This window comes from Streptomyces sp. UF-297, from assembly GCF_058245575.1.
Map to the genome: position 1 here is coordinate 37,916 of NZ_JBSIBZ010000033.1, position 23,539 is coordinate 61,454.

General features: G+C 72.1%; 24 protein-coding genes. 10 read left to right on the plus strand and 14 right to left on the minus strand.

Annotated elements, in window-relative coordinates; genetic code table 11:
• Positions 1–75: 75 nt before the first annotated feature.
• From AC4IJH_RS20195 to pdhA, 3 genes are read right to left on the minus strand one after another with little or no spacing between them, the layout of a single operon-like run.
• A complete protein-coding gene (locus tag AC4IJH_RS20195; RefSeq protein WP_490853175.1) occupies positions 76–1,539 on the minus strand; it encodes a dihydrolipoamide acetyltransferase family protein in 1,464 nt (487 codons plus the stop codon).
• On the minus strand, positions 1,539–2,570 hold the full coding sequence (locus AC4IJH_RS20200) for an alpha-ketoacid dehydrogenase subunit beta (protein ID WP_490853176.1): 1,032 nt from the start codon (positions 2,568–2,570) through the stop codon (positions 1,539–1,541). Before AC4IJH_RS20200 ends, AC4IJH_RS20195 begins: the two co-directional genes overlap by 1 nt.
• Positions 2,567–3,742 carry a pyruvate dehydrogenase (acetyl-transferring) E1 component subunit alpha gene (pdhA, locus tag AC4IJH_RS20205; protein ID WP_490853177.1) on the minus strand — a complete coding sequence of 392 codons (1,176 nt, stop codon included), beginning with the start codon at positions 3,740–3,742 and terminating at the stop codon, positions 2,567–2,569. Before pdhA ends, AC4IJH_RS20200 begins: the two co-directional genes overlap by 4 nt.
• 170 nt (positions 3,743–3,912) lie before the next feature.
• Here pdhA and AC4IJH_RS20210 point away from each other — a divergent pair, with 170 nt between their 5' ends.
• Complete coding sequence (locus AC4IJH_RS20210) at positions 3,913–4,413, plus strand: Lrp/AsnC family transcriptional regulator (protein ID WP_490853178.1); 501 nt, start codon at positions 3,913–3,915, stop codon at positions 4,411–4,413.
• Positions 4,414–4,460: 47 nt separating this feature from the next.
• Here AC4IJH_RS20210 and AC4IJH_RS20215 read toward each other — a convergent pair whose 3' ends face one another.
• The gene (locus AC4IJH_RS20215; RefSeq protein ID WP_490853179.1) at positions 4,461–5,051 is read right to left on the minus strand and encodes a TetR/AcrR family transcriptional regulator; all 591 of its coding nucleotides are present in this window, start codon (positions 5,049–5,051) and stop codon (positions 4,461–4,463) included.
• Positions 5,052–5,053: 2 nt separating this feature from the next.
• Positions 5,054–6,574, minus strand: a complete 1,521-nt coding sequence (locus AC4IJH_RS20220; protein ID WP_490853180.1) for a 3-hydroxyacyl-CoA dehydrogenase — start codon at positions 6,572–6,574, stop codon at positions 5,054–5,056.
• A 130-nt stretch (positions 6,575–6,704) separates the two neighbouring features.
• On the opposite strand from AC4IJH_RS20220, the gene paaN reads away from it, so the two are divergent.
• Complete coding sequence (gene paaN / locus AC4IJH_RS20225; protein ID WP_490853181.1) at positions 6,705–8,387, plus strand: phenylacetic acid degradation protein PaaN; 1,683 nt, start codon at positions 6,705–6,707, stop codon at positions 8,385–8,387.
• Between the two features lie 66 nt (positions 8,388–8,453).
• Here the strand turns inward: paaN and AC4IJH_RS20230 are convergent, their stop codons facing one another.
• From AC4IJH_RS20230 to AC4IJH_RS20240, 3 genes are all read right to left on the minus strand, one after another.
• Positions 8,454–9,248 carry a TrmH family RNA methyltransferase gene (locus AC4IJH_RS20230; RefSeq protein WP_490853182.1) on the minus strand — a complete coding sequence of 265 codons (795 nt, stop codon included), beginning with the start codon at positions 9,246–9,248 and terminating at the stop codon, positions 8,454–8,456.
• A gap of 71 nt (positions 9,249–9,319) precedes the next feature.
• Positions 9,320–10,744 carry an HTTM domain-containing protein gene (locus AC4IJH_RS20235; RefSeq protein ID WP_490853183.1) on the minus strand — a complete coding sequence of 475 codons (1,425 nt, stop codon included), beginning with the start codon at positions 10,742–10,744 and terminating at the stop codon, positions 9,320–9,322.
• Positions 10,741–11,412 carry a DUF5819 family protein gene (locus AC4IJH_RS20240; protein WP_490853184.1) on the minus strand — a complete coding sequence of 224 codons (672 nt, stop codon included), beginning with the start codon at positions 11,410–11,412 and terminating at the stop codon, positions 10,741–10,743. Before AC4IJH_RS20240 ends, AC4IJH_RS20235 begins: the two co-directional genes overlap by 4 nt.
• 169 nt (positions 11,413–11,581) lie before the next feature.
• Between AC4IJH_RS20240 and paaA the strand changes: the two genes are divergently transcribed.
• From paaA to AC4IJH_RS20270, 6 genes are all read left to right on the plus strand, one after another.
• Entirely contained in the window at positions 11,582–12,571 is a 990-nt protein-coding gene (paaA, locus tag AC4IJH_RS20245) for a 1,2-phenylacetyl-CoA epoxidase subunit PaaA (RefSeq protein WP_490853185.1), read from the plus strand.
• Complete coding sequence (gene paaB, locus AC4IJH_RS20250) at positions 12,568–12,861, plus strand: 1,2-phenylacetyl-CoA epoxidase subunit PaaB (RefSeq protein ID WP_490853186.1); 294 nt, start codon at positions 12,568–12,570, stop codon at positions 12,859–12,861. Before paaA ends, paaB begins: the two co-directional genes overlap by 4 nt.
• The gene (gene paaC / locus AC4IJH_RS20255) at positions 12,858–13,589 is read left to right on the plus strand and encodes a 1,2-phenylacetyl-CoA epoxidase subunit PaaC (protein ID WP_490853187.1); all 732 of its coding nucleotides are present in this window, start codon (positions 12,858–12,860) and stop codon (positions 13,587–13,589) included. Before paaB ends, paaC begins: the two co-directional genes overlap by 4 nt.
• Complete coding sequence (gene paaD, locus AC4IJH_RS20260; RefSeq protein WP_490853188.1) at positions 13,583–14,122, plus strand: 1,2-phenylacetyl-CoA epoxidase subunit PaaD; 540 nt, start codon at positions 13,583–13,585, stop codon at positions 14,120–14,122. The genes paaC and paaD overlap by 7 nt, the downstream gene beginning before the upstream one ends.
• Entirely contained in the window at positions 14,122–15,174 is a 1,053-nt protein-coding gene (locus AC4IJH_RS20265; RefSeq protein WP_490853189.1) for a 2Fe-2S iron-sulfur cluster-binding protein, read from the plus strand. Before paaD ends, AC4IJH_RS20265 begins: the two co-directional genes overlap by 1 nt.
• A 145-nt stretch (positions 15,175–15,319) precedes the next feature.
• Positions 15,320–16,453 carry an acyl-CoA dehydrogenase family protein gene (locus AC4IJH_RS20270; protein WP_490853190.1) on the plus strand — a complete coding sequence of 378 codons (1,134 nt, stop codon included), beginning with the start codon at positions 15,320–15,322 and terminating at the stop codon, positions 16,451–16,453.
• A gap of 113 nt (positions 16,454–16,566) precedes the next feature.
• Here AC4IJH_RS20270 and AC4IJH_RS20275 read toward each other — a convergent pair whose 3' ends face one another.
• The 4 genes from AC4IJH_RS20275 to AC4IJH_RS20290 all read right to left on the minus strand — a co-directional run bounded on the left by AC4IJH_RS20275 (position 16,567) and on the right by AC4IJH_RS20290 (position 20,786).
• On the minus strand, positions 16,567–16,911 hold the full coding sequence (locus AC4IJH_RS20275) for a rhodanese-like domain-containing protein (RefSeq protein WP_490853191.1): 345 nt from the start codon (positions 16,909–16,911) through the stop codon (positions 16,567–16,569).
• A gap of 10 nt (positions 16,912–16,921) precedes the next feature.
• A complete protein-coding gene (locus AC4IJH_RS20280) occupies positions 16,922–17,770 on the minus strand; it encodes a hypothetical protein (RefSeq protein ID WP_490853192.1) in 849 nt (282 codons plus the stop codon).
• Positions 17,771–17,791: 21 nt separating this feature from the next.
• On the minus strand, positions 17,792–19,402 hold the full coding sequence (locus tag AC4IJH_RS20285; RefSeq protein ID WP_490853193.1) for a DUF2252 domain-containing protein: 1,611 nt from the start codon (positions 19,400–19,402) through the stop codon (positions 17,792–17,794).
• 166 nt (positions 19,403–19,568) lie between these two features.
• Entirely contained in the window at positions 19,569–20,786 is a 1,218-nt protein-coding gene (locus AC4IJH_RS20290) for an ABC-2 transporter permease (RefSeq protein ID WP_490853214.1), read from the minus strand.
• A 274-nt stretch (positions 20,787–21,060) separates the two neighbouring features.
• Here AC4IJH_RS20290 and AC4IJH_RS20295 point away from each other — a divergent pair, with 274 nt between their 5' ends.
• Positions 21,061–21,495, plus strand: a complete 435-nt coding sequence (locus AC4IJH_RS20295) for a MarR family winged helix-turn-helix transcriptional regulator (RefSeq protein ID WP_490853194.1) — start codon at positions 21,061–21,063, stop codon at positions 21,493–21,495.
• Positions 21,496–21,515: 20 nt separating this feature from the next.
• On the opposite strand, the gene AC4IJH_RS20300 is transcribed toward AC4IJH_RS20295, so the two are convergent.
• Positions 21,516–21,884, minus strand: coding sequence for a winged helix-turn-helix transcriptional regulator (locus AC4IJH_RS20300; protein ID WP_490853195.1), 369 nt, complete (start codon positions 21,882–21,884; stop codon positions 21,516–21,518).
• Between the two features lie 133 nt (positions 21,885–22,017).
• On the opposite strand from AC4IJH_RS20300, the gene AC4IJH_RS20305 reads away from it, so the two are divergent.
• Positions 22,018–22,665, plus strand: coding sequence for an FMN-dependent NADH-azoreductase (locus AC4IJH_RS20305; protein WP_490853196.1), 648 nt, complete (start codon positions 22,018–22,020; stop codon positions 22,663–22,665).
• A 94-nt stretch (positions 22,666–22,759) separates the two neighbouring features.
• Here AC4IJH_RS20305 and AC4IJH_RS20310 read toward each other — a convergent pair whose 3' ends face one another.
• The gene (locus tag AC4IJH_RS20310; protein WP_490853215.1) at positions 22,760–23,446 is read right to left on the minus strand and encodes a response regulator; all 687 of its coding nucleotides are present in this window, start codon (positions 23,444–23,446) and stop codon (positions 22,760–22,762) included.
• Positions 23,447–23,539: the final 93 nt, after the last annotated feature.

A 23,539-nucleotide genomic window follows, 5' to 3' on the forward strand; every position in this document is an offset into this window, starting at 1 on the left:
GTGGTCGTGCCCCGCGTGGTCGTCGTGGTCCGTCACCCCACGAGTATCACCGGGAACGGCGCGGGTGTGACCGGGTCACAGCGCGCGCAGCAACAGCGCCGGGTGCTCCACGCAGTCGGCGACATAGCGCAGGAAGCCGCCTGCCGTGCCGCCGTCGCACACCCGGTGGTCGAAGGTGAGCGAGAGCTGTACGACCTGGCGCACGGCCAGTTCGCCCTCGTGCACCCAGGGCTTGGCGGCTATGCGGCCCACGCCCAGCATCGCGGCCTCGGGGTGGTTGATGATGGGCGTGGAGCCGTCGACCCCGAAGACGCCGTAGTTGTTGAGGGTGAAGGTGCCGTGGGTGAGTTCGTCCAGCGTCAGGGTGCCGCCGCGCGCCTTTTCGGTGAGCCGGGCGAACCCGTCGGACAGCTCCTCGACCGTACGCGCCTGGGCGTCGCGCAGGACCGGGACCATCAGCCCGCGGTCCGTCTGCGCGGCGAAGCCGAGGTGGACGGCGGGCAGCCGGACGATCTCGTTGGCCTGGGTGTCGACGGTGGCGTTCAGCTCGGGGAAGCGCGCGAGCGCGGCCGTACAGATACGGGCCAGCAGCGCGAGGACGGATATCTTCGGCGCGCCGGGGACGTTCATCTGGGCGCGTACGGCGAGGAGTTCGGTGGCGTCGGCGTCCACCCAGCAGGTGGCGTCGGGGATCTCCTGGCGGCTGCGGGTGAACTTCTCGGCTGCGGCTCCGCGCATGCCCCGCAGCGGGACGCGCTCGGCGTCGGCGGGGAACCTGCCCTGGGCGCGGCCCGGCGCGGCCGCCCGCACCGGTGCCGTACGCGCCCGGACGGCACGCTCGACATCGGAGCGCAGAATCAGCCCGCTGGGCCCCGACCCGGTCAACTCCCCCAGATCCAGGCCGTTTTCGCGGGCGAGGCGGCGCACGAGCGGCGAGATGACGGGGAGGGAGCCGGTCGCGGGGGCGGCGTCGGAGGCGGGTGCCGCAGTGGCGGCCCGTACGTCACCGGGCCGTCCTGCGCCCGCGCCCGCGGCGCCGTTGTCCTCCGCGTGTCCGGCGGGCCGTGTCCGCCCGGAGTGCGGTGCGGGCGCGGGCGGCCGGGGGACTCCGTCAAAGGGGCGGATCCGGCGGCGGCGCGCGGTCGGCTCGCTGGTGCCGTAGCCGACCAGCACATTGCCGGAGGTGCTGTCCGCGCCGCCGCTCTCCTCGGCCTGCCGGTCCGCGCCGCCGCTCTCCTCGGCCTGCCGGTCCGGGGCGCTCTGCGGCTCGGGCCCGGCGCCGGCCTCCGGCGCGCTGCCCACCGCGACGGTCACCAGCGGGGCTCCCACCGGCACTTCGGCGCCTTCGTCGCCGAACCGCGCGGTGACCACGCCGCCGTACGGACACGGCACGTCCACCATCGCCTTGGCGGTCTCGACCTCCACCACCGGCTGGTCCACGGCGACCACTTCGCCGACCTCGACCAGCCAGCGCACGATGGTCGCCTCGGTCAGCCCCTCGCCCAGGTCGGGCAGGGCGAATTCCCGGACCACGGCCATCACACACCGCTCCCCTCGGTCCACTGCGACTCCCACTGGAGCCGGGCGACGGTGTCCAGGATGCGGTCCACGCCCGGCAGATGGTGCCTCTCCAGCATGGGCGGCGGATAGGGGATGTCAAAGCCGGCCACCCGCAGCACCGGCGCCTCCAGGTGGTGGAAGCAGCGCTCGGTGATCCGGGCGGCCAGCTCGCCGCCCGGCCCGCCGAACCCGCCGGACTCGTGGACGACCACGGCCCGGCCCGTGCGCCGCACCGAAGCGCAGACCGTCTCGTCGTCCAGCGGCGTCAGCGAGCGCAGATCGATCACTTCCAGGTCCCAGCCCTCGGCGAGGGCCGCCTCGGCCGCCTCCATGCACACCGGCAGCGAGGGGCCGTAGGTGATGAGCGTGGCGCTGCTGCCGGGGCGCCGGATCTCGGCCCGCCCTATGGGGGCGACCGGCTCCGGGTCCTGGGCCGACCAGGGGGCCTTGGACCAGTACAGGCGCTTGGGTTCGAGGAAGACCACCGGGTCCTCGGAGGCGATGGCGGCCCGCAGCAGGCCGTAGGCGTCCGCGACCGTGGCCGGGGTGAGGACCGTCAGGCCCGGGGTGGCCATGTAGTACGCCTCGGAGGAGTCGCTGTGGTGCTCCACGCCGCCGATGCCGCCGCCGTAGGGGACGCGGATGGTCAGCGGCATCGGCATCGCGCCCCGGGTGCGGTTGCGCATCTTGGCGACATGGCTGATCAGCTGCTCCAGCGCGGGGAAGGCGAAGGCGTCGAACTGCATCTCCACCACGGGCCGCAGGCCGTACATCGCCATGCCGACGGCCGTGCCCAGGATGCCGGCCTCGGCCAGCGGGGTGTCCGAGCAGCGGTCCTCGCCGAACTCCTTGGCCAGCCCGTCGGTGACCCGGAAGACACCGCCCAGCTCGCCCACGTCCTCGCCCATGACGTGCACGGACGGGTCCTGGGCCATCGCGTCGCGCAGGGCCTGGTTCAGGGCCTGCGCCATGCTGGCGGGCTTGCGCCCGGCCGCCACCGGTGTCGTCATCGCTGCTCCCCTTCCCGGGCCGGCTCCGCCTCGGCCGCCAGCTCCTGGTGCAACCTGGCCTCCTGCTCGCGCAGTTGGGCCGTGCGCTCGGCGTAGACATGCGCGAACAGGTCCGTCGGGTCAAGCGCGGGGTCCTGGTTCATCCGCTCGCGCAGATCGGCGGCCATCTCCTCGGCGCCGTCCCGGGTGGCCTGCACGAAGGTCTCGCTCAGCAGGCCGCGGGCCTCCAACTCGCGCTCCATCAGCGCGATCGGGTCGTGCGCCCGCCACGCCTCGACCTCGGCGTCGGCCCGGTAGCGGGTGGCGTCGTCGGCGTTGGTGTGCGCCTCCAGGCGGTAGGTGACGGCCTCGATCAGGGTGGGGCCGCCGCCCCGGCGCGCCCGCCCGATGGCCTGCCCCAGGACCTCGTGGACCGCGGGGGCGTCGTTGCCGTCCACCAGACGGCCCGGCATGCCGTAACCGACGGCCTTGTGGGCCAGGGACGGTGCGGCGGTCTGCTTGGCCAGGGGGACGGAGATGGCGAATCCGTTGTTCTGCACGAGGAAGACGACCGGGGCCTGCCACACCGCGGCGAAGTTCAGCGCCTCGTGGAAGTCGCCCTCGCTGGTGCCGCCGTCGCCGACCAGCGCCAGCGCGACGATGTCGTCGCCCTTGAGGCGGGCGGCGTGCGCCAGGCCGACGGCGTGCGGGAGCTGGGTGGCCAGCGGGGTGCACAGCGGGGCCGTACGGTGCTCGCGCGGGTCGTATCCGGTGTGCCAGTCGCCGCGCAGCAGCGTCAGGGCCTGTACGGGGTCCAGGCCGCGGGCGACGGCGGCCAGGGTGTCGCGGTAGCTGGGGAAGAGCCAGTCCCGCTCGGTCAGGGCGAGCGCGGCGGCGACCTGGCAGGCCTCCTGGCCGGTGGAGGAGGGATAGACCGCGAGGCGTCCCTGCCGGGTCAGCGCCGTGGCCTGGGTGTTGTAGCGGCGGCCGCGCACCAGGTGTGCGTACAGGCGCTTGAGGAGGTCGGGGTCCAGCCGGCCGGCCGCGTCGGTGCCCAGCACGCGGTAGGGCTCGGTGTCGGGCAGGAGGGGCGCGGGGTCGACGCGGGGCCGCCAGGCGGGGGGCGCCGCGGGCCGGTCCTCCGCGTCCCCCTTGCCGCCGGGCCGTTTGCCTGGCTGCTCAAGGACCGTCACGACGAGCACCTCCTCGTGGGCAGGATGTTGGCGGTCGGGCGGGTAGCCCTTCCCTACCGATTGTTCGGTCGTCGGCACATTTTGGCTACAGGCGGGTCCGGCCTGTGGACAAACGGTTCTCCACAGCCTGAGATGAAGACAGGGCGTCCACGAAGGGGAGGCGTGAGGGTATGTCCGAGGAACAGATGGTCACTTCCGACGGGAGGCCGCCCGTACGCCCCCTGGACACCATCGACCGCGCGATTCTGCACATGCTGCAGGCCGACGGCCGCGCCTCGATACGGTCCGTGGCCGAGCGCGTACACGTCTCGCGCGCCAACGCCTACGCCCGCATCAACCGGCTGCTGGACGACGGCGTCATACGCGGCTTCAGCGCCCGCGTCGACCACGAGCGCGCCGGGCAGGGCGCGTCCGCGTACATCACCTTGAAGATCGTGCAGAACTCCTGGCGCACGGTCCGCGAAAAGCTCCAGGCCCTGCCGGGAGCCGCCCATATCGCCCTGGTCAGCGGCGACTTCGACGTACTGCTGCTGGTGCACACCAAGGACAACCGGGCGCTGCGGGAGCTGGTGCTCACCCGTATCCAGTCGATACCGGAAGTGCTCAGCACCCGCACGCTGCTGGTCTTCGAGGAGACCGACCTGGAGCCGGAGGGCGGGTCCGGGGTCTGAGCCCCCGGGCCCCGCTCCGGGCCCTCAGGTGCGGCCCGGAGACGCCCTCAGGTGGTGCGCAGCCCCGCGAAGGCCGTACGCACCACGGCCTCGGCGACCTCTTCGCTGCTGGCCGCGCCGCCGCGCCCGGGGCGGTACCACTCCACGATCGAGTTGATCATCCCGAAGAGCAGGCGGGTGGCGAGCCGCACATCCACGTCCGGGCGCAGATCGCCGTCGGCGGCGGCCTGCTTGAGCAGCTCGGCGACCTCGTTGTCGAACTCCCGGCGCCGCTCCATGGCCCAGCGCTCGGTGTCGGTGTTGCCGCGCACCCGCAGCAGCAGCGTCACGTACGGCAGCTCGGCCATCAGCACCTCGGCCTCGCGCCGGGTCACGTACTCCAGGCGCTCGATCGCCCGGCCCTCCTGGGCACCGGGCTCGCGCAGCACCCCGAACAGGCCGTCCAGGGCCCGGCTTATGGCGCGCCGCAGCAGCTCGTCCTTGCTGCGCACATGGTGGTAGATCGAGGACTTGGAGATGCCGGCTGCCTTGGAGAGGTGCTCCATGGAAGTGCCGTCGTAGCCGCGCTGGTTGAACACCTCCACGGCGACCGCGAGCAGCGAATCTGGCGTGTAGGTGTCGCGCTTGGCCATGGTCATGATTAGACCACCTGGTCTTCCGTCTCCCAACTGCGCCGCAAGGCCCAGGAGGGTCCGTACCGGCCGTCGGCGTACTGGTGGTGCATGGTGTCCAGCAGGTCCCACAGCCAGTGCAGGCCGACCTTCCCGGCCCATTCGAAGGGGCCGCCGGGGTAGTTCACGCCCAGCTTCATGGCGGTGTCGATGTCCTCCTTGGAGGCCAGGCCGCGGGCCTCGGCGTCCACGGCGAAGTCCACGATCATCGCGACGGTACGGGCCACGATCATGCCTGGCACGTCGTCGATCACGCTGACCTTCTTGCCCAGCGCCTGGAAGAGGCCGACCGCCTCGTTCACGTCGGCGGGGGTGGCGTCCTTGGAAGGCGCGAGCGCGACACGGGTGGCGGCGCGGTAGTCGAAGGCCAGGTCGAAGCGGACGGTGGGACCGGAGATACGGTCCGTGGCGGGATAGCCGTCGGTCAGCGCCAGCCTGGCGCCGCCCGGCAGCCGGATGAAGCCCTCGGACGCGCCGGGCGCGCGGTCGCGGGTGACCTTGATGCCCGCCTCCTCGATCAGCTCCCGCAGCACGGCGCTGGGCCCGGCGAGCCCGGCGTGCACCCCGACCGCCTCAGGGGCCGGGCAGGCCTCGGCGGTGTGCGGCTCGGGCGCCGCCGCGCCCTCGGTGTGGTCGAACCAGCCGCGGCCCGTCTTGCGCCCCAGCAGCCCCGCCTGCACCAGGCGGCGCTGGGCCAGGGACGGGGTGAACTTCGGGGAGTGGAAGAAGCCCTCCCACACCGAGCGGGTCACCGCCTCGTTCACGTCCTGGCCGATGAGGTCCATCAGCTCGAAGGGCCCCATCCGGAAGCCGAAGGACTCGCGCAGTACGGCGTCGATGGTGGCGGGGTCGGCGGCCCGCTCCTCATACAGGCGCAGGGCCTCGGCGTAGAAGGGGCGGGCGATGCGGTTGACGATGAAGCCGGGGGTGTCGGCGCTGCGTACGGGCGTCTTTCCCCAGGCCACGGCGGTGTCGTAGGCGGCGGTGGCCGTGGCGTCGTCCGTGGCGAAGCCGCTGACGACCTCGACCAGGGGGAGCAGCGGCGCGGGGTTGAAGAAGTGCAGCCCGACGAAGCGGCCGGGGTGGCGCAGGGCTCCGGCGACGGCGGTCACCGAGAGGGAGGAGGTGTTGGTCGCCAGCAGGCAGTCTTGGGAGACGGCCTCCTCCAGGGCGGTGAACAGCTCCTGTTTGGCGGTCAGTTCCTCCGCGATCGCCTCGACGGCCAAGGAGGCGTCGGAGAGTTCGGCGAGGGCGGCGGCGGGGGCGAGGCGGGCGCGCGCCGCGTCCCGCTCGTGCGCCGGGAGCCTTCCCTTGTCCACGAGGCGGTCCAGGCGGCGCCCGATCCCCTCGGCGGCCTCCTGGGCCCGGCCGGGGGCGGCGTCGTAGAGCCGTACGCGGTGTCCGGCGACCAGCGCGACCTGGGCGATTCCCTGCCCCATGGTGCCGGTGCCGACGACCGCGACGGTGCTGCCGGGCTCGATGGCTGTCATGGTCCTCGATCCTCCCCGAGAGAGTTGTCCACAGGTTCGCCGGATCCCCTTGCCCCGACCGATCGTTCGGTTACTCTAACTCCGTTGCCCCTCACGCTCCCAGCCCTGCTCGACGAGGAGTTGGTCATCCATGGCCGCCGAACTGACCGCAGCGCAATTGACCGAAAAGCACCGCCCGACGCTCGACAAGGCGCTGGAGGCCATCCGCACCCGCGAGTACTGGTCCCCGCACCCCGAGCACCCCAAGGCCTACGGCGAGAGCGCCGCGCCCGACGGGCTGGCGGCCTTCGAGGCGCTGCGCGGCACGCGCTTCGAGCTCGACCAGCCCGGCACGGACGACTGGACGGGCGCCGAAGTCTCCCCGTACGGCTTCGAGTTGGGCATCAGCTACCCGCATCCGGACGCCGATGTGCTGCTGCCGGCGATGCGCGCGGCGATGCCCGCCTGGCGGGACGCCGGGCCCGAGGCGCGGGCCGCGGCCTGCCTGGAGATCCTGGCGCGGATCAGCGCGCGCACCCATGAGTTCGCGCAGGCCGTGATGCACACCAGCGGCCAGGCGTTCATGATGGCCTTCCAGGCCGGCGGGCCGCACGCCCAGGACCGGGGCCTGGAGGCGGTGGCGTACGCCTACGCCGAGCAGGTGCGCACGCCCCGGCAGACCACCTGGTCCAAGCCGCAGGGCAAGCGGGACCCGCTGGAGCTGTCCAAGTCCTTCAAGGCCGTCCCGCGCGGCGTGGCCCTGGTCATCGGCTGCAACACCTTCCCCACCTGGAACGGCTACCCCGGCCTGTTCGCGTCCCTGGCCACCGGCAACGCCGTCCTGGTCAAGCCGCATCCGCGGGCCGTGCTGCCGCTGGCGCTGACCGTCAAGGTGGCGCGCGAGGTGCTGGCCGAGGCGGGCTTCGACCCCAACCTGGTGGCGCTGGCCGTGGACCGCCCCGACGAGGGCCTGGCCAAGACCCTGGCCGTGCGCCCCGAGATCCGCGTGATCGACTACACCGGCTCCACCGCCTTCGGCGACTGGCTGGAGGACAACGCCCGCCAGGCGCAGGTCTTCACCGAGAAGGCCGGGGTCAACACCGTCGTCATCGACTCCACCGACGACTACAAGGGCATGCTCGCCAACCTGGCCTTCTCCCTGTCCCTGTACAGCGGCCAGATGTGCACCACCCCGCAGAACCTCCTCATCCCCCGCGACGGCATCGCCACCGACGCCGGTGCCAAGTCCTACGACGAGGTGGTCGCCGACCTGGCGGGCGCGGTCGGCGGGCTGCTGGGCGATGACGCGCGGGCCAACGCGCTGCTCGGCGCGATCGTCAACCCGCAGGTCAGCGAGCGCATCGCGGCGGCCTCCGGGCTGGGCGAAGTCGCCCTGCCCTCACGGGAGGTGGCCAACCCCGACTTCCCCGGCGCCACCGTGCGCACCCCCGTCATCGTCAAGCTGGACGGCGCCAAGCCGGACGCCGAGGCGGCCTATATGTCCGAGTGCTTCGGGCCGGTGTCCTTCGCGGTGGCCGTCGACTCGGCGGCCGAGGCGGTGGAGCTGCTCAAGCGCACCGTGCGGGACAAGGGCGCGATGACGGTCGGCGCGTACACCACCTCGCCCGAGGTGGAGCGCCTGGTGGAGGAGGCCTGCTTCCAGGAGCCGGCCCAGCTCTCGCTGAATCTGACCGGCGGGGTCTATGTGAACCAGACCGCGGCGTTCTCCGACTTCCACGGCTCGGGCGGCAACCCCGCGGCCAACGCGGCGCTGTGCGACGGGGCGTTCGTGGCGAGCCGCTTCAGGACGGTGGAGGTGCGCAGGCCCGTCTGAAGCACCCCATCAGGGGCGCGGGGAAGTGCGCGAGCAGCCACGGGCGGCCCGCAGTGAAGCGCCCGCTCAGCCCGGCAGTGTGACTCCGGGCCGGGCGGGCGCACCCCGCGACATCCAGTGGAAAAGCCCCATGGCCACGCTGGTGGCCAGATTGAAGCTGGACACATTCGGCCGCATCGGCACCGCCACCAACTCGGTCGCGCGCTCGCGCAGTTGGGGAGAGATTCCCTGCCGCTCGGAGCCGAAGGCCAGCACCGCGTCGTCGGGCAGGGTCACCGAGCGGATGTCCCTGCCTTCCGGGTCCAGCGCGTAGACGGGCCCTGGCGGCAACTCCTCCAGGGCCACCCGCTCCACGGCGCTGGCGAAGTGCAGCCCGGCGCTGCCGCGCACCACGGTGGGGTGCCAGGGGTCCAGGGTGCCGGTGGTGATGACGCCGGTCGCGCCGAAGCCCGCGGCCAGCCGTACGACCGCGCCGACATTGCCCAGGTTGCGGGGGTTCTCCAGCAGCACCACGGGCGCGGTGCGGGGCCGCCGCGCAAGGGCGGCCAGGTTGGCGGCGGCGCTCGGCCGCAGCGCCAGCGCCGCGACGCCGGTGGGGTGTCCCCTGGGCACCAGCGCGCGCATCGCCTCCGCCGGCACCTGCACGGCCAGCTCTGCCAGGGACCCGGTGGTGTCCTGTGCGAGCTCCTCGGCCAGCGCCAGCAGCGCGGCCTTGTCGCCGGTGACGACATGCCGTACGTCCCCGCCGAAGCGCAGGGCGTGCTTGAGCGCGTGGAAGCCGTCCAGCAGCACCGCGTCCGGGCGCAGCGCCAGCTCGCGCCAGTCACGCAGAAGGCCGTCGACCGTGTCGTTCCCGTTCATGACCCCTACTATCCCAACCGCCCCGGACGCCCGGGGCGGCTCTCCCGCCGCGCGGCCCTCATGGGCCGCGCTCAGCCCACGAGTGCCTGGCCGCCGCCGGACTGCGGGTGCGGGGCCGCGGGCAGAGGAGGTGGCTGCGTACCGGCCTCGGTGCCGCCCGTCCCGGCGGTGGGCCCGGAGCGCCTGCCCAGCCGGCGGCGCGCGGCCGTGAGGCGGCCGCCCAGCCACTGCAGGAAGTTCGTCGGCAGGAAGACGGCGTCCGCGGCGATCATCGCGAGGGAGAAGAAGGGCAGGCCCAGCAGGAACGCGATCGAGAGGTGTTCACAGATCATCACGGCCAGCAGGACGTTCTTCAGACGCCGGTTGAAGAGTGTGAAGGGGAACGCCACCTGCACGATGACCGTGCCGTACGTGATCAGCATGACCATCAGGCCGCTGTCGCCCAGCAGCCTGGACAGCTCGGGCCAGGGCGAGAAGTAGTCCAGGTGCATCGGGTAGTACACAGCGGTGCCGTCCTGCCAGCGCGAACCCTGGATCTTGTACCAGCCGGCGGTGGCGTAGATCAGGCACACCTCGACGATGATCACCAGCAGGGCGCCGTTGTGCACGAGTTTGGCGACGGTGTCCAAAACGAGGCGCGGCTCGCCCGCTCCGTAGCGCCCAGCCAGCCACCAGGCGGCGTGCGCGCCCCACAGGAGCCACAGCGCCAGGCCCCAGCCCACGTACGGCAGGGGGCCGTTGCCGAACCAGCCGAGCCCGTAGAGCCCGAAGAGCTGGGCGGCGGCCAGGGCCAGGCCCAGCACCGCCCACAGGACCACGCCGGTCACATCGCGGCGCGGGGCATTCCCGCCCTGCGCGGCCGCCCGCTTCGCGCGCCGCGCGTCCAGCGACCACACCTGGCCGCAGCGGGTCAGCACCAGGTACATCGACATCAGGTGGATGACGTTGTCGCCGCCGTCACCGATGAAGATGCTGCGGTTCTGCAGCGAGAGCACGCCGACCATGAACAGCACGGACATGGTGCGGGTGCGCCAGCCCAGCATCAGCAGCGCGCTGGAGGCGATGGCCAGGAGGTAGACGAACTCGAACCAGCCGCGGGATCCGGACCAGGCCAGCACGGAGAAGGCGTGGTTGTCGTCCAGCAGCCGGCGTGCCATGTCCAGGCCCCAGGGGCTGCCGGGCCCGTACAGCTCGTCGCGGTGGGGCCACTCGCGCAGCAGGAAGAACAGCCAGGTGGCGGCGAAGCCGATGCGGATGACGGCGGTCTGGTACGGGGCCAGGGCCCGGCCGCAGACGCGCGCGAAGCCGCGGCCTATGGCGCGCTCTATACGGGTCTCGTCGGTGGCGGGCGCGCGGCGGGCCCCGTGGGTGGGGGCCTCGGGGGCGGGTGGCTGCGCGGCGGGCGGCTCGGGGGCGGCGGGCTGCTGTCCGGCGGGAGGCTGCGAGGCGGGCGACCGTCCGGCGGGAGGCTGCGAGGCGGGCGGCTGCGTGGTCACTTGATCTTCGCCCCCTCGGGCAGGTCACCGGCGCTCAGCTGCCACCAGGGCAGTACGCGGTACACGGGCTTGGTGCTGATCTTCTCGTTGCTCCAGGGCGGCGGCGCCACGGCCGTGGTCTGCGAGCGGAACTGGATCCGCTCGACCGCGCCCTGGGCCGCCCACTGCGCGCCCATCCGCTGCACGGCGATACGGCGGATGTAGCGCTCGGAGAGCTCACCGCGCATTCCGCTGGGGCGGTCCTGGGCGTCGTGGGAGTTGAGGTAGAACTCCCAGCCGCGGCGCAGCTCGTTCTGCTGGGTGTGGCTGGGGACGAGGTTGTGCAGTATGTCCTGGCCGTCGCGGGCGCTCAGGTCGCTCCAGCCGGTGGTGCGCGGGCCGCCGCCGTCCTTGGGGCGCACCTCGGCGCGTACCTGGACGGCGATGTTCTGCTGCAGCGGGTTGGGCGCGAACAGCTTCCAGTTCTGCTCGTACTCGGGGTAGATGTAGTCGCCGATCGCGGCGCCGTACTGCTTGGAGAGCGTGTTGGACGGCGCGACGTGCAGGAACACCATGCCGATGTGGATGGCGGCGGCCAGTGCCACGGCTCCGGCCGCGACCGCTATGACGATCCGCGAGGGCAGCGAGAGCGCGGCCGTTGGCCGCGTTTCGTCCCCGTATGACTGCATTCCTGCCCCGTTCCCAGTTCCCAGGCGGCTTCACTCCGCCCCGGAACCGTACCCACACCACACCAGTGGGCACAGTCGTCCCCGGGTTATCCACAGGCTTGACACCCGGCGGGCACCCGACCCACCATTGAACCGAACGATCGGTCGGTAGGGAGCGAGGGGGCACCACATGACGACGATCGCGCCGGGCAGCCGGGCCCACGAAGAGATCGCCGGGGCCGCGGACCTCGCAGGAGCCTTCGAGGCCACCGTCGCCGCGGACGAGCGCATCGAGCCACGCGACTGGATGCCGGAGGAATACCGCTCCTCACTGGTGCGGCAGATAGCGCAGCACGCCCACTCCGAGATCATCGGCATGCAGCCGGAGGCCAACTGGATCACCCGCGCCCCCTCCCTGCGCCGCAAGGCCATCCTGATGGCCAAGGTCCAGGACGAGGCGGGCCACGGCCTCTACCTCTACAGCGCCGCCGAGACCCTGGGCACCGGCCGCGAGGAGCTGCTCGACAAGCTGCACGCCGGCCGCCAGAAGTACTCCTCGATCTTCAACTACCCCACCCTGACCTGGGCCGACGTCGGCGCCATCGGATGGCTGGTGGACGGCGCCGCCATCACCAACCAGGTGCCGCTGTGCCGCTGCTCCTACGGCCCCTACGCCCGCGCCATGGTCCGTATCTGCAAGGAGGAGTCCTTCCACCAGCGCCAGGGCTACGAGCTCCTGCTGGCCCTGAGCCGGGGCACCCAAGCCCAGCACGCCATGGCCCAGGACGCCGTCGACCGGTGGTGGTGGCCCTCCCTGATGATGTTCGGCCCGCCGGACGACGAATCCGCCCACTCCGCCCAGTCCATGGCCTGGAAGATCAAGCGGCACTCCAACGACGAATTGCGCCAGCGCTTCGTGGACATCTGCGTCCCCCAGGCCGAGACCCTAGGCCTGAAGCTGCCCGACCCGGACCTGAAGTGGAACCAGGAGCGCGGCCACCACGACTTCGGCCCCATCGACTGGGAGGAGTTCCGCGCGGTGCTCAAGGGCAACGGCCCCTGCAACGAACAGCGCCTGACCCAGCGCAGGAAGGCCCACGAGGACGGCGCCTGGGTACGCGAGGCGGCCGCCGCGTACGCGACCAAGCACAGCGGCACACAAGGAGAGGCAGCGGCATGAGCAACAGCACACCGGACTGGCCGCTGTGGGAAGTCTTCGTCCGCAGCCGGCGCGGCCTGTCCCACACCCACGCCGGCAGCCTGCACGCCCCCGACGCCGAAATGGCCCTGCGCAACGCCCGCGACCTCTACACCCGCCGCTCCGAAGGCGTCTCGATCTGGGTGGTGCCCTCCAGTGAGGTCACCGCCTCCTCCCCGGACGAGAAGGACCCCTTCTTCGAGCCCGCCGCCGACAAGCCCTACCGCCACCCCACCTTCTACGACATCCCCGAGGGGGTGCGGCACCTGTGACCCAGGCAGCAGGCGAGCCGTCCACGGCGGCAGCGGCCCTCGCGCTCGGCGACGACGCCCTGATCCTGTCCCACCGGCTGGGGGAGTGGGCGGGCCACGCCCCCGTCCTGGAGGAGGAAGTCGCGCTCGCCAACATCGCGCTGGACCTGCTCGGCCAGGCCCGCGTCCTGCTCTCCCTGGCGGGCGACGAGGACGAACTGGCCTATCTGCGCGAGGAGCGCGCCTTTCGCAACGTCCAGCTCGTCGAACAGCCCAACGGCGACTTCGCCCACACCATCGCCCGCCAGCTCTACTTCTCCGTCTACCAAGAACTCCTCTACGGACAACTCTCCGAGTCCGAGGGCGAGTTGGCCCCCTTGGCGGCCAAAGCGGTCAAGGAGGTCGCCTACCACCGCGACCACGCCGAGCACTGGACCCTGCGCCTGGGCGACGGCACCGACGAGAGCCGCCAGCGCATGCAGCGCGGCCTGGACGCGCTCTGGCGGTTCACCGACGAGCTGTTCGCACCAGTCCAGGGGCTGGACGTGGACCGGGCGGCCCTGCGCAGCGGCTGGACCTGGCGCATCACCGACGTACTGGAGCGCGCCACCCTCACCGTCCCGCAAGGCCCGCAGCGCGGCGGCTGGAGCGCGGGCGCCGGGCGGCAGGGCCTGCACACCGAGCCCTTCGGCAGGATGCTCGCCGAGATGCAGCACCTGCACCGCAGCCACCCGGGGGCCACATGGTGACCACCACGCCGCTGGAGGAGGAGCTGCGCCGCCTGGCCGGCGCCGTCCCCGACCCCGAGCTGCCAGTACTGACCCTGGCCGACCTGGGCGTACTGCGCGGGCTGCAGATCGTGGCACCCGGCCGGGTGGAGGTCCAGCTCACCCCCACCTACACCGGCTGCCCCGCCATCGAGACCATGTCCGCCGACATAGAGCGCGTCCTGCACGAGAACGGCATGGCCGAGGTCGAGGTCCGCACCGTCCTCTCGCCGCCCTGGACGACGGACGACATCAGCGCCGAAGGCCGCAGAAAACTCACCGAGTTCGGCATCGCTCCACCGCGCACCACCGCTCAACGAGGCGGGCCCGTGACGGTGTCCCTGGGACCCACCCGGCGGGCGGACGCCGCGGAGACGACGGACGAACCGGTGCGCTGCCCGCACTGCGGATCGGCCGACACCACCCTGCTGAGCCGCTTCTCCTCCACCGCCTGCAAGGCGCTGCGCCGCTGCGAGTCCTGCCGCGAACCCTTCGACCACTTCAAGGAGTTGTGATGTTCCACCCGCTCCAGGTCCGCGCGGTCGAGCGGCTCACGGACGACGCGGTGGCCGTCACCTTCACCGTGCCGCCCGAGCTGCGCGAGACCTTCCGGCACACCCCCGGCCAGCACATCGCGGTGCGCCGGGTGGTGGACGGACAAGAGATCCGGCGCACGTACTCCATCTGCGCCCCGGCCCAGGACGACCCCGTACTGCGCGTGGGCATCCGGCTGGTCCAGGACGGCGCGTTCTCCACCTACGCCCTCAAGGAGCTCACCGCCGGGGACACCGTCGAGGTCATGGCACCCGCGGGCCGGTTCGTACTGGAGCCCGAGCCCGGCCACTTCGTGGGCATCGTCGGCGGCAGCGGCATCACCCCCGTCCTCTCCATCGCCGCCACCCTCCTGGCGCGGCAGACAGATGCCCGTTTCTGCCTGGTGCGCAGCGACCGTACGGCGGCCTCGACGATGTTCCTGGAGGAGGTCGCCGACCTCAAGGACCGCTACCCCGACCGCTTCCAGCTGATCACCGTGCTCTCCCGCGAGGAGCAGCAGGCCGGGCTGCCCTCCGGGCGGCTGGACCAGGAGCGGCTGCGCTCGCTGCTCCCCGCGCTGCTGCCGGTGGGCTCGGTGGACGGCTGGTTCCTGTGCGGCCCCCATGGACTGGTGCAGGGCGCTGAGCGGGCACTGCGCGCGCTGGAGGTTCCGCGCTCCCGTATCCACCAGGAGATCTTCCACGTCGACAGCGGCCCGGCGAGCGGCCCCGCCCTGCCCTCCGTCACGGCGCCCGCGCACAGCACCGTCACCGCGACGCTGGACGGCCGCTCGGGCAACTGGCCCGTTCAGGAGGGCGAATCGCTGCTGGAGACGGTGCTGCGCAACCGCGCGGACGCGCCGTACGCCTGCAAGGGCGGGGTGTGCGGCACCTGCCGCGCCTTCCTGGTGTCCGGCGAGATACGCATGGACCGCAACTTCGCGCTGGAGGAGGAAGAGGTCCAGGCGGGCTATGTGCTGGCCTGCCAGTCGCATCCGGTGACCGAGCGGGTGGAGCTGGACTTCGACCGGTGAGGGAGGGCCGGCGCGTGGAGGCAGAGCGGGTGTGAGCGCACCCGCCCATTCCAAATTCCTGGAACCTGTTCTACCTTGACGGTTCGTCAGATCCACCGGCCCCCGGACCGGGCGGAGCGAACGCGGCGCGCGGGAGGACAGCACAGTGGACTTCACCTTCACCGAGGAACAGCAGGCCGCCGTCGAAGCGGCGAAGGCCGTCTTCTCCGGGGTCGCGCCCGACAGCGTGCCCAGCCCCGCGCACAGCACGAAGGCCGTCGCCGACGACTTCGACCGGCCCCTGTGGCAGCGGCTGGCCCGCGCCGACCTGCTGAGCCTGCCGATCGCGCCCGAGCACGGCGGCGCCGGACTGGACCCCATCGCCCTGTGCCTGGTCCTGCGCGAGTCGGCCAAGGTCCTGGCCCGGGTCCCGCTCCTGGAGCACAGCGCCGCAGCACTGGCCGTACAGACCTATGGCGAAGGGGAGTTGAGGTCGCGGATGCTGCCCGCCGTCGGCCGCGGCGAGCTGGTCCTGACCGTCGCCTCCAGCGGGCGCACAGGACACGACCCGGCCGAACTCGCCGTGGACGCCCACCAAGAGGGCGCCCTCTGCGTCCTGGACGGCGTCCAGAGCGCGGTGCCCTGGGCCCATGGCGCCGACCGCATCCTGATCCCCGCCCACAGCGGCGACGGCCGCAGCCTGGTGGCCCTCGTCCCCCGCGACCACGAAGGCGTCACCCTGGAGGAGCAGGTCTCCACCAGCGGGGAGCGCTATGCGCAGGTCCGGCTGGACTCCGTACGCATCCCCGCCGACGAAACGCTCACGCACCCCGAGGCCTGGGAGTTCCTACGGCATCTTCTGACGGTGGGGACCTGTGCGCTGGCGCTGGGCCTTGGCGACGGAGTGCTCGCCATGACCAGCGAATACACCGGAAAGCGGGAGCAGTTCGGCCACCCGGTCGCCACGTTCCAGGCAGTCGCCGTGCAGACCGCCGACCGCTATATCGACCTGCGCGCCATGGAGGCCACCCTGTGGCAGGCCGCCTGGCGCATCAGCGAGCGGGCGGGCGGCGCGCTGCCGCCCGCAGGGGACGTGGCCGTCGCCAAGATCTGGGCCTCGGACGGCGTGCGACGCGTCGTACAGACCGCGCAGCACCTGCACGGCGGCTTCGGCGCGGACATCGACTACCCCCTGCACCGCTACCACGCCTGGGCCAAGCAGCTGGAGCTCTCCCTGGGCCCGGCGGCGGCCCACGAGGAGGCACTCGGCGACCTGCTGGCCGCGCATCCGCTGGGGTGAGCGGGCGGGGCGGCCTTCGTGCGGGGCGTACAGGGGGTGTGCGGGGGTATGCAGGAGGTGTGCAGGGGGCGTACGGGAAAGCCGTACGGGAAGGCCGTACGGGGGATTCGTCCTCAGATGACCGTTCCGGCGCCGCCGCGGCCGTCCGTCACCGGGCGTCCCGCGGCCTCCCAGGCCTGCATGCCGCCGTCGACGTTCACCGCGTCGACGCCCTGCTGGATCAAGTACTGCGCGACCTGCGCGGAGCGGCCGCCGACCCGGCAGAGTACATAGACCTTGCCGTCCTGCGGCGCCTTGTCCGTCAACTCCCCGTAGCGGGCGACGAATTCACTCATCGGGATGTGCAGCGCGCCCTCGGCGTGCCCCGCCTCCCACTCGTCGTCCTCCCGTACGTCCAGGAGGAAGTCCTCGGGCGTGAGAGCGTCGACACCGACCGTGGGCAGAGAACCAAAATGCATGGGAACGACGCTACCCGACCAGCTGGGCGAGGTATGCCTCGCGTTCGGCGACATCCGCGAGCAGCTTCTCGGCGATCTCCTCGAGCAGCGCATCCGGGTCCTCGGGCGCCATCTTGATCATCGAGCCGATCGCGCTGTCCTCCAGCTCGGCGGCGACGGCGGCGAGGAGTTCCTTGCGCTCGGCCAGCCACTCCAGGCGCGCGTACAGCTCCTCGCTCGCGCTGAGCTGCGGCTCCTGCGGCGCGGGCCCGGCCTCCCACTCCTGGGCCAACTCCCGCAGCAGCGCCTCGTTACCGGCCGCGTAGGCGGCGTTGACCCGCACGATGAACGCGTCCCGCCGCCCCCGCTCCGCCTCGTCACGGGCCAGGTCGGGGTGGGCCTTGCGCACCAGCTCCCGGTAGACGCGGCGGGCCTCCTCGCTCGGCCGTACCTTCTGCGGCGGCTGCACCGGCTGCTCGGTCAGCATCGACTGCGCCTCGGGGAAGATCCCCTCCGAGCCCATCCAGCCGTGGAAGAGCTCCTCCACATTCGGCATCGGCAGCACCGCGGCCCTGGCCTCGCGCGCCTTGCGCAGGTCCTCGGGGGCGCCGGTACGGGCCGCGACCGCCTCGGCGATCTGCGCGTCCAGCTCGTCCAGCCGCGCGTACATGGGGCCCAGGCGCTGGTGGTGCAGCCGAGAGAAGTTCTCCACCTCCACCCGGAAGGTCTCCACCGCGATCTCGAACTCGATCAGCGCCTGCTCCGCGGCGCGCACCGCCCGCGCCAGCCGTTCGGTGGCGGCGGCCGGTGCCTCCTGGCCGTCCGGACCGCCGAGTCCGTCCTGGCTGCCCTGTGCATGGTCCGCTTGCGAGTTCGTCACCCGGCCACCCTACGGCCCGCCTCAGACCCCCGGCTCCGCGGCTATCCGCCCACCACGCACCGCCGCGGCCAGCTCCGCGTGATCGGCTTCCGTACGGTCCGCGTACGCCACCGCGAAGTCCGCGAGCGCCTCGTCCAGTTCCTCGTTCTTGCCGCAGTAACCGGCCAGCAGCCGCGGATCGGCACTGTGCGCATGTGCACGGGCCAGCAGGGCGCCCGTCATACGGGCGTAGTCGTCGAGCTGGTCGGCGGCCAGGGCTGTGGGGTCGACGCTGCCTTTACGGTTCCGGAACTGCCGTACCTGGAAGGGCCTCCCCTCCCCCTCCCCCCGCCCCACCCCGCCGCCACCATGCCCCGCCCCGGCCCCACCACCACGCCCACTCCCCGCTCCCGCTCCCACCCCGGCCCCGGCCTCGAACCCGGCCCCGCGCCCGTCGCCAGTCCTCTGCCCCGCCCCGTCGTACACCGTCGTCCAGCCCAGCAGGTTGTCGCTGACCACCTGTATTCGGCGCTGGCCGAGGACGATCCGGCGGCCTTCGTGGGTGGCCAGCGGTACCGCGAACCCGGCCTTTTCCACGTACGGCGTCAGAGCTGAGCCTCGGGCCTCCTTCACCTGGAGCACCAGCGGCTCCCCGCGGTGGTCCAGCAGCAGCACCACGTACGAGCGCAGGCCCACGCTCCCCGTGCCGACCACCCGGAACGCCACGTCGTGCACCGCATACCTGGCCAGCAGCGGCAGCCGGTCCTCGGGCAGCGTCTCCAGATATCCGGCGAGCGAGGCGACCACTGCCGCGGCTTCCGCGTCCGGAATGCGCCGCAGCACCGGCGGTGCGTCCACAAAGCGCCGACGGACGACCCCGCTGCCCGCTGCTTCCCCTGCCCCCTCTTCTCCTTCTTCTCCCTCTTCTCCCGCTTCCCCCGCTGCTCCCGTTGCCGGTATTTCCTCCGTCGACTTGGCCGCGAAGCGGGCGCTGGTGTTCTTGCGTGCCTTGGCCGCGACCCGTATCAGCGTGCCGAGCAGGTCACGGGCGTCGGTGTGCGAGACCAGTTCCTCGTCGGCTATCGCGTTCCAGGCGTCCGCCGCCGGCACCTTCGACAGCAGCCGCATCGTGCGCCGGTACGCGCCCGCCGCGTCCCGCGCCGCCTCGCGGCAGGTGTCCTCGTCGGCCCCCGCCTCACGCCCCGCCAGCACCAGCGAGGCCACCAGACGCTTCACATCCCACTCCCAGGGTCCGTGCAGCGTCTCGTCGAAGTCGTTGAGGTCAATGACCAGGCCGCCGCGCGCATCGCCGTACAGACCGAAGTTGGCGGCGTGGGCGTCGCCGCATATCTGCGCGCCTATGCCGGTCAGGGGCGTGGTCATCAGGTCGTACGCCATCAGTCCGGCCGCCCCGCGGAAGAAGGCGAAGGGCGAGGCGGACATCCGGCCGACCCGGATCGGCGTCAGCTCCGACAGCCGCCCGGCGTTGGACTCCTGGACCGCCTCCACCGCCCCCGGACGCCCGGCACCGATCGTCAACTGCCCCTGCGCGGCACGCGGAACCCGTTCCCGCAGCTGCTTGCCGACCTGCTTCGGCGACGGCCCTCGCGCGCCCAGCTCCGCGAACCCCGGTACGTACGGCAACCGCGTCATGGCGGGCCACCTCCCCCTTCACCCCAGTGCACGTTCCCCGACCGGACCGAGGGGGCTTTCCCTCGCGTCCGGCGATCTGTCCATGACGGTACAGACAGGCCCCGCCGAGCGGCAGGGCCTGTGGATAACTCTGTACGGACGCTGCGCAGGGGTGGGAAGTCCCAGCTCAGACGCCTACGGACGACTCCATCTCCTCCTCGGCCGCCGCATCCTCCCCGGCCGCCGTGCTCTCCTCGGCCGCGGCGTCCGCCATGGGCACCCCGCCCTTCTCGCCGCCCGAGCCCGACGCGGTCAACGCGGTCGACGCACCCGACGCGCCGCTCGACGCACCCGACGCGGCCGACGCAGTCGCAGCAACTCCCACAGCCGCCGTGGCCGCCGCAGTCCCCGCGGCCGCCGCCCCGCGCCGCCGACGCGTCTCCACCGCGCCCGCGACAGCCACCAGCGCCACGCCCGCCACCAGCCACAGCACCAGCGTCCACACGTGCCCGGACAGCGCATGGCCGCCGAAGTAGACGTGGCTGCGGGTGCCCTCGACGAAGCCCGCGCCGTTCCAGAAGGAGTGCAGCGCCGCGAAGAACCCGTTCTGCAGCTCCGGGCGGAAGACCCCGCCGGCGGAGGTGAAGTTGAGCATCACGAACAGCAGCATCACGCCGAGCGTGGTCCAGCGCTTGAGGAAGGTGTGCAGGCCCGTACCGATGAGCAGGATGCCCGCGGAGTACAGCAGCGCCATGCCCCACAGCCCCCACAGCCCGTGGTCCACCAGGTGGAAGACGGGCCCGGCGAAGAGCGCTCCGATGGCGCTGACCACCAGCGCCATGCCGGCCGCCACCATCGCCCGCAGCCGCATCGGCAGTGCGGCGCCCGCTGCCCCGATCACCGCGACCGAGGCGTACGAGCCAATGCTGATCGCCACCAGCAGGAAGAAGATGCCCTGCCCGGTCGGGTCGTCCGGGGACGTCGGCACCACATCGGTGACCTTCAGCGGAGCGCCCTGGTGCGCCGCGACGGGCGTGAAGATCTTCTGCACCACCGACGCGGTGGTGTCGGACCCGGCCGTCGCGACGATCAGCTCGGGTACGGGCTTGTCACCACCCGCCGGCCGGGAAGCCCCGGCCCGCTCACCGGCGCCACTTGCGCCACCCGCGCCACGCCCGTCCGCGTCCGCCACGTACGCGCCGAAGATCTCCTGCCGCTTCAGCTGCTGTACGGCCTCGTCCCGGCTGCCGACCGTACGGACCTCCAGGTCGCCCGCCGCCTTGTCGTTGATCGTCTGGGCCAGGACCTGTGCGGAGGGCCCGGAGCCGACCACCGCCACGGGAAGGTGGTGCGGTGCGGGGTGGGCGAACGCGCCCAGGTACGCCAGGCCCATGCCGACGCACATCAGCAGCGGGGTGATCAGGTGTGTCAGGACATGGCGCAGCGCGGCGGAGTTCTTGGCTCGCTGATCGGTCCGGTGATCGGTCCGGTGGTCCGCCCGGTGCTCGGTCCGGTGCTCGGTCCGGTGGTCAGAACGATGGTCGGGACGATGACGATGGTCCGAACTCATGGGGCAGCCTTCTCCAGCTCGTCGGCACGGTGACGCGGCTCAGTAGTTGGCTTATACAACTCTCAGCACACGTTGTACTATACAACCACTTCGAGGAAAGGCGACCCCTGTGGCCCACCGAGACGAGTCCGTCGAGACCATCCAGCAGGAGATGACGGCGTTCGCCCGTCGTGCCCGCGCCATCGCCGCGCGCATGCACCCCGAACTCTCGCTCGTCTCCTACACCCTGCTCGCCCACCTGGACGACCAGCAGGGATGCCGCGCCACCGACCTCGCGTCGCACTACATGCTGGACAAGTCCACGGTCAGCAGGCAGATCTCCGCGCTGGAGAGGCTCGGCTTCGTCGAGCGCCGGGTCGACCCGGACGACCACCGCGTCCAGGTGCTGCACCCCACACAGAAGGGCGCGCAGGTGCTCGCCAATGTGACCGCCAGCCGCCGCCAGGCCTTCCACCGGCGCCTCGCCGACTGGGACGAGGCCGACCTGGACCGCTTCGCGTCGTACCTACTGCGCTACAACGCCACCCAGGACGAACTCGGCTGACCCGCGGCCACCAGCACCCCTCAGTCTTGGGACCGGAAGTTCTCCGGGCACTGCCCGCCGTCGACGAGGTGGGTCTCCGCCCATCGCCCCAGCTCCTTGAGCGCGGGCTCCATCGCGAGGCCCGCCTTGGTGAGCCGGTAGGAGACCCGCAGCGGAGGGCCGGGGTCCACTTCCCGTACGACCAGGCCGGCGCCCGCGAGTTCGGTGAGCCGGTCGGAGAGCATCCGCTCACTGATGCCCGGAATCGCCCGCCGCAGGTCGGAGAAGTGCACCGCCCCCGGCATCAGGGTGGCCACGATCAGGCCCGTCCAGCGCTTGCCCAGCAGCTCGAAGACGCGGGTCACGCCAGCGTCGACCCGCCTGCACGCCTCTTCACTGTGGTCAGCCATGCCCCCAGCGTACTGCTTTCTCGTTGGGTACTGCGAAAAAGTAAGTTGCTGTGCTATCTATAGGTGCATACGAAATTCAACTACCGCGTCGGGCCCGGCAACGATCCCGCGATGACACGAAGGACGACCCACCATGGCCACGCTCCTGCACATCGACACCTCCGTCACCGGCGACGCGTCCGCCTCCCGCGCCGTGACCGCCCTCTTCCGCAAGACCTGGGAGGAGCAGCATCCCGAGGGCACCGTCATCTACCGTGACCTGGCCGCCGACCCGCTGCCCCACCTCGACGCCGCCGGCGCCTCCGCCGGTTTCAGCGACCCCGCCACGCACACCCCCGAGCAGCAGGCCGCGTTCGCGATACGCACCCAGCTCGCCGAGGAGATCGAGCAGGCGGACGCCATCGTGATCGCCGCGCCGATGTACAACTACACGATCCCCTCCACCCTGAAGGCGTGGCTCGACCAGGTGATCATCATGGGGCGTACGGGAGTTCCCGTGCAGTCCGCCAAGGGCACCCCCGTCACCGTCGTGACCAGCCGCGGTGGTTCCTACGCCCCGGGCACCCCGCGGCACGGCTCCGACTACGTGCAGAACTACCTCGAGGCGATCCTGACCGACATGTTCGGCTTCGAGGTCGACTTCATCGTGCCGGAGCTGACCATGGCTCCGGTCAACCCGGGCATGGCCGAGCTGGTCCCGCTCTTCGAGGCCTCCCGCGAGAAGGCCCGCCAGGAGGCCGTGACCAAGGCCAAGGCCCTGGCCGAGCGCTTCTCCGCCTGACGCCCGCGCGGTGCGGCGCCCGGCCCGTTCCGGGCGCCGTCCGGCGCACCGAAGACGCCCTGCGCGCACCCGGCCCTGCGCACCGCCCGGCCGCTCAGGCCCCCAGCCCGGCGTCCCGTGCCAGCAGCGCCGCCTGCACCCTGTTCTCGCAGCCCAGCTTCGCAAGGATCCGGCTGACGTACGTCTTCACCGTCGCCTCGCTCATGTGGATGCGCTCGCCCGCGTCGGCGTTGGACAGCCCCTCCCCGAGCAGCGCCAGCACCTCCAACTCCCGCTCCGTGAGCGCCGACAGGCGCCTCCTCGCCTCCTCGCCGCGCCGCGCCAGGCGCCCGGCGGGACCGGCGCCCGCGGCCCCGGCGACCTGTGACGCCAGCAGGTCGGCCACGTGCCGGGTGGCCACCGGTGACATGTAGGCGTGGCCCGCCGCCGCGGCCCGTACCGCCTGGATCAGCTCCCCCGGCGCCGAGTCCTTCAGCAGAAAGCCCGCACTGCCCTCGCCCAGCGCGCGCAGTACGTTCTCGCGCTCGCCGAAGGTGGTCAGGATCAGCGCCCGTACGCCGGGCACGGTCCGGCGCAGCTCCGCCAGCGCCGAGAGCCCGTCCAGCACCGGCATCTGGATGTCCAGCAGCACCACGTCCGCGGCATGCCGGCGCGCGGCGTCCACCGCCTCGCGGCCGTTGCCCGCCTCCGCCACCACCTCGATGTCCTCGGCGGAGGTGAGGATCATGCGGATTCCGGCCCTGATCAGCGGCTCGTCGTCAGCGACGATCACTCTGATCACAGCGGCCCCCGCGCCCTCCTCGTTCCCCGTACGGGGCTCCTCGCTCACGCGCACTCCCCGTTCACACGCACTCCCACACGGGCGCGGCCATTG

Coding starts and splice junctions, on each gene's coding strand:
- AC4IJH_RS20195 (WP_490853175.1), bottom strand. CDS start 1,539: ATGGCCGTGGTCCGGGAATTCGCCCTGCCCGACCTGGGCGAGGGGCTG.
- AC4IJH_RS20200 (WP_490853176.1), bottom strand. CDS start 2,570: ATGACGACACCGGTGGCGGCCGGGCGCAAGCCCGCCAGCATGGCGCAG.
- AC4IJH_RS20210 (WP_490853178.1), top strand. CDS start 3,913: ATGTCCGAGGAACAGATGGTCACTTCCGACGGGAGGCCGCCCGTACGC.
- AC4IJH_RS20215 (WP_490853179.1), bottom strand. CDS start 5,051: ATGACCATGGCCAAGCGCGACACCTACACGCCAGATTCGCTGCTCGCG.
- AC4IJH_RS20220 (WP_490853180.1), bottom strand. CDS start 6,574: ATGACAGCCATCGAGCCCGGCAGCACCGTCGCGGTCGTCGGCACCGGC.
- paaN (WP_490853181.1), top strand. CDS start 6,705: ATGGCCGCCGAACTGACCGCAGCGCAATTGACCGAAAAGCACCGCCCG.
- AC4IJH_RS20230 (WP_490853182.1), bottom strand. CDS start 9,248: ATGAACGGGAACGACACGGTCGACGGCCTTCTGCGTGACTGGCGCGAG.
- AC4IJH_RS20240 (WP_490853184.1), bottom strand. CDS start 11,412: ATGCAGTCATACGGGGACGAAACGCGGCCAACGGCCGCGCTCTCGCTG.
- paaA (WP_490853185.1), top strand. CDS start 11,582: ATGACGACGATCGCGCCGGGCAGCCGGGCCCACGAAGAGATCGCCGGG.
- paaB (WP_490853186.1), top strand. CDS start 12,568: ATGAGCAACAGCACACCGGACTGGCCGCTGTGGGAAGTCTTCGTCCGC.
- paaD (WP_490853188.1), top strand. CDS start 13,583: ATGGTGACCACCACGCCGCTGGAGGAGGAGCTGCGCCGCCTGGCCGGC.
- AC4IJH_RS20265 (WP_490853189.1), top strand. CDS start 14,122: ATGTTCCACCCGCTCCAGGTCCGCGCGGTCGAGCGGCTCACGGACGAC.
- AC4IJH_RS20275 (WP_490853191.1), bottom strand. CDS start 16,911: ATGCATTTTGGTTCTCTGCCCACGGTCGGTGTCGACGCTCTCACGCCC.
- AC4IJH_RS20285 (WP_490853193.1), bottom strand. CDS start 19,402: ATGACGCGGTTGCCGTACGTACCGGGGTTCGCGGAGCTGGGCGCGCGA.
- AC4IJH_RS20290 (WP_490853214.1), bottom strand. CDS start 20,786: ATGTGCGTCGGCATGGGCCTGGCGTACCTGGGCGCGTTCGCCCACCCC.
- AC4IJH_RS20300 (WP_490853195.1), bottom strand. CDS start 21,884: ATGGCTGACCACAGTGAAGAGGCGTGCAGGCGGGTCGACGCTGGCGTG.
- AC4IJH_RS20305 (WP_490853196.1), top strand. CDS start 22,018: ATGGCCACGCTCCTGCACATCGACACCTCCGTCACCGGCGACGCGTCC.